Here is a 3,952-nt window from a genome sequence, read left to right on the forward strand (position 1 = left end):
TGACATCAGTACCCGCCGTTAGACTGGCACGAAAGGCATTCGGGGCGAACTGTTCGACAAACTCATCCCACAACATATGGGATCGGCTGTTCCACCGGATCGCGTAGCCGACCAGCTTTTTATCTGACGCTGACAAGGAAGCGGTGCGGATTTCAAAATCGTTATTCATCTATGGACTCCAAGACTGAAAAGGGGCGTTGTGCCCCTCTTGCTTATTTGCCGGCTTTCAGTTCCAGCACCTTGATCGCGTTGGAGTCCACCAGCCCACCACCCAGATACTTATCGGTATGTACCTTATAAAATCCCGGTTCGGTAATATTGTCGGGACGGGTGCGGGTGCCTGTTTCATGGTCAACAATGAAGTAACCGCGCTTGAAGTCACCCAGACCGATAACGTTATCCGGCATAAATTCAAGATAGTGGACAGGCAAGCCCAGCAGCATATCCGGATCACCGGTTTGCAAACGTTCCCGCCAGATATAATCACCATTGCCGTTTTTTAGCTTCTGTACCTTGGCGGCGGTCGTGGAGTTCATCACCCAGACGGCATTCTTGCGGTACTTGTGCTTAAGCAAAAACTTAAGGTCAATCAGGCTGTCGGCCTCAAGACTGGCAACTTCCAGCTTTTGCAGGGTACCAAATGCGCGTGCTTTGTCGGCTTGGGTATCACGGGGATAAGACAGGAAGCCTTTCGCCTTTTTGCTGCCGTCACCGCTCACCAGATCCGTTTCTTCGATATCGACGAAGGTGCCTGCAATCTCAGAGGTCAGCCAGCCTAAGATATCCACGTCGCTAAAGTCGATAATCTCTTGGGTTGTCTTCGGATAGGCATAGATGGGGAATAGCTTAATGCTGACTTCTTCCATCTTCGGCGTGGTTGTCTCACCGCGTGACTTACCCTCTTCCCCGTGGGCTACCGCTGCCCCACCGACAGAAACCAACTGCTTATATTCGTTGCTGCGTGTGGTCTTGAGGGTACAGATCCGGCGCATGACCGACTCATCAGCCAATTGCTGCATGATTTGTTTGTTCAGTTCGGGAATAACGGTATAGCCACCCTCGGACGGCACGCCCGTAGACAAGGTGCGGGTTTCTCCGGTCACGATATAGTGGCGCAGTTCGTCATTACTGAGTTTTTCGCTGGTTGGCTGGGCTTTTGCCTGACTGCGCTCTTCATCAGACAGCGCCTCATAACGGGCAATTTCGGCATTCAGGGCATCGGACTGGCTGCGCAGTTCGTCGAACTGTTTGGCTTCCTCTTCGGTCAGGGAGCGTTTTTCAGTTTCGGCTTTGGTGAGCAGGGTGCGCATTTGTTCGGTGAATGCTGCCTTTTGCTGGCGTAATTCGAGGAGTTTTTTCATGGTGTTTTAGTGGCTATGATTATAATAACCCACCATTTAACATCATGATAAATAATAAAAAAGCCCCTGACATTCAGAGGCTAAACTTGCGAAAACATGAGGACAGAATATTTACAAAAGTTTTCATTTAATTAATGGAAATATTGCAGTATTTTGCTCCACCATTTTTTGTGGTTTATGTCGATGTCATAAGCACTTTCAAAATCCCCAACTACTACAATATAAAAATGTGTGTCCAATATATCTTGGGGATCTTTTTCTGGTAATGTAGGATTCCCTTCAAAAAATGAATAAATATTCATCATCTTAAAAGGTGATGTTTGACCTATATATTTACTATGTTTGTCATATAGAACCACAAAAATAGGTTCTTGCTCCATTATGGTTAAATACATACCAAATAAATTAATAGGTTTAGGATTGTAATATTTTGCATAATATTCACTTTTACCAGAGTTAATTTCGTTCAGCGTGTCACCTTCCTTCAAAAAGGTAACATGTGATAAAAAAAACCACCATAAAAAAATCATGAGCAGCATAAAATATAAAATATACTTTGCCGTTTTTTTTACCATCATAAATAAATCACTCTATCTTTTGGCAAAGGAGGAATCCATAAAACATCTGAAAACACAATAAAATCACCTCCTTTATTGTGTTTATTTTGCCATTCTCTAAAGTCTTTATTATATACAGGGACGTATTTTGAATATTCTCCTGTCGCCAATTCCCTCCACATATTATCTTTATAAAAACCCATGTATACAACTGTTTTAACTTTACTTAAAACTTCTTCCCTACTCCAGACACCAAGAAATTCATCAGGGTTAACAAAATCATAGCTATCTTTTAAGTAAACACCCAATTTCTCTATAATAAACACATTTTTTGTTTCTATTTTATCTACATGCCCTCTCACTGCTAATTTTAATGTTGCTTTCCCTATGGCTCCAAAATAATCATCTATAGTATCCGTCAAAGAACCAATTTCTTTATAGTTTACTTGTGCATATGTATCTAATTCAATTACTGAATCAGAATACCCTATTTTATTTGAGCTTCCGCCAAGTCTTTTTTTCAATAATTTTATTCCATTAGGTGATGCCCATTTCTGTACAAGTTCCTCAGCAGCCTCTTTTACTTGCTTAAAATTCATAGCCCATTCCATTTTTACAATAGAATCATTGACTCTGTCTTTTGGTATATCTATGGAATCTATTCCTTTTATATACCTGATTTTTTCTTCTTGGGTAAACTCAATTTTAGGTCTTTCAAACCAGTAGCGCATGATTTTAGGTGCCATTTCCCAACCCATTTTTTCCATTGAGTTAGGAATTTCATTTAACATAAAAACATCGACTTCTATTTCCGTGACCTTGCCACCTTTAACCGTTTTAGTTGAATAAATTGCCATAATTAAATCCCTATTTTAGTTTGAAATATATATTCTACGTCGAGGTTTTCTTCTTGCTTGGTATCAAATTGCTTTGTCACACCCGATGTTTGACATATACCCTCTACCAGCCTTTTATTTGTCTGTACTCCATACGCGAAATGTTGGCAGTTATCACCATTATGCTGATTTTTTAGCTTGAACTGATGGCTAAACAAAGCTGCAACAGTTTCTGCTAAAGGCAGAATAGACGAAAACCCCGAAAGCAGGGGCCTTTCTTCTTCACGTCCCTGCAATTGCGATATCGCGTAACCCGTTGTCCCTGCTGCGCGGTGCGTGAATGATATCGACTTATAATCAAGCTGCACTGTTTCATACGGGATCTGGTCATTGTCATCTATCGAATGCGGATAGTGGCAGGAAAAATCAACAATGGTTGCACCGGTCAATTTAATTTCATAAAAGAATTCGAGCTGTCCGGCCTGATTGATGCGGTAACACTTAAAAAGGGCATCCAGCAACTCGTTCTTGTCTATTGCTAACCCCAACAACGGGGAGGATTTATCAATGGGTTTGGTAAAGCTGACCGGAAGATGATTGACGTTCTGATCGCGTGTCATCATGTGACTGAGGTGTAATACCTGTATTTCATCTTCCCGCCCGGCCTGATAGCGGTTGCCGATAGATTCGGGGGTTGAACAGTCCGCCGAGATTAAGCCTTGTTTCTTGCCCTTTAACGACAAGTAAATAAGATATGACATTCCTGTCTCCTGTAATCTGATTTTCAATGGATGCTCATTACAGCATCAATTAAACAGGATATAACAGCAATTCTTATCTATTCCAGCATGAATAAAAGATCACCAGCAAAATTGTGATTAACCTCTCTTCTTAAATAAAATCAGATAATTACCTGATTTAAATTTCAGATAGCACCCTAATAAAAAAACAAATTGATGCACTAAATTTATCTTCTTAGATTCATCCGGCTTTTATTTGCCTGCCAGAAGATACCCCCTAAAAATCTTTTTCACCCTCTCAGTTATGCACCCTCTGCACAATCCCCTGAAAGCCTTGCTACATCAGGGTTTGATACAATTAATATGATATTCACTGACTGTATCATCTGTTCACCCATTTTTTACCCTAATGAAGAGAATGTACAGTTGATGTATAGTTAAAAAATAACTATACATCT

General features: G+C 41.0%; 4 protein-coding genes and 1 pseudogene. All 5 read right to left on the reverse strand.

All coding sequences use genetic code 11. From position 1 onward, the window contains the following. The coding region (locus tag PSI17_RS16055) for an HK97 family phage prohead protease (protein ID WP_273552926.1) at positions 1–169 on the reverse strand (169 nt) is incomplete at its 3' end. Between the two features lie 43 nt (positions 170–212). Further along, the gene (locus tag PSI17_RS16060; protein ID WP_273552922.1) at positions 213–1,361 is read right to left on the reverse strand and encodes a phage major capsid protein; all 1,149 of its coding nucleotides are present in this window, start codon (positions 1,359–1,361) and stop codon (positions 213–215) included. Positions 1,362–1,492: 131 nt separating this feature from the next. Further along, complete coding sequence (locus PSI17_RS16065) at positions 1,493–1,939, reverse strand: DUF6201 family protein (RefSeq protein ID WP_273552923.1); 447 nt, start codon at positions 1,937–1,939, stop codon at positions 1,493–1,495. Then, positions 1,936–2,775: a DUF6402 family protein gene (locus tag PSI17_RS16070; protein ID WP_273552924.1), complete on the reverse strand. Its 840-nt coding sequence runs from the start codon at positions 2,773–2,775 to the stop codon at positions 1,936–1,938. The genes PSI17_RS16065 and PSI17_RS16070 overlap by 4 nt, the downstream gene beginning before the upstream one ends. A 281-nt stretch (positions 2,776–3,056) precedes the next feature. After that, positions 3,057–3,515: pseudogene (locus PSI17_RS17350) on the reverse strand (Hcp family type VI secretion system effector); the annotation flags it as partial. Positions 3,516–3,952 lie beyond the last annotated feature (437 nt).

Source organism: Xenorhabdus sp. IM139775 (genome assembly GCF_028598745.1).
Lineage (GTDB): Bacteria > Pseudomonadota > Gammaproteobacteria > Enterobacterales > Enterobacteriaceae > Xenorhabdus.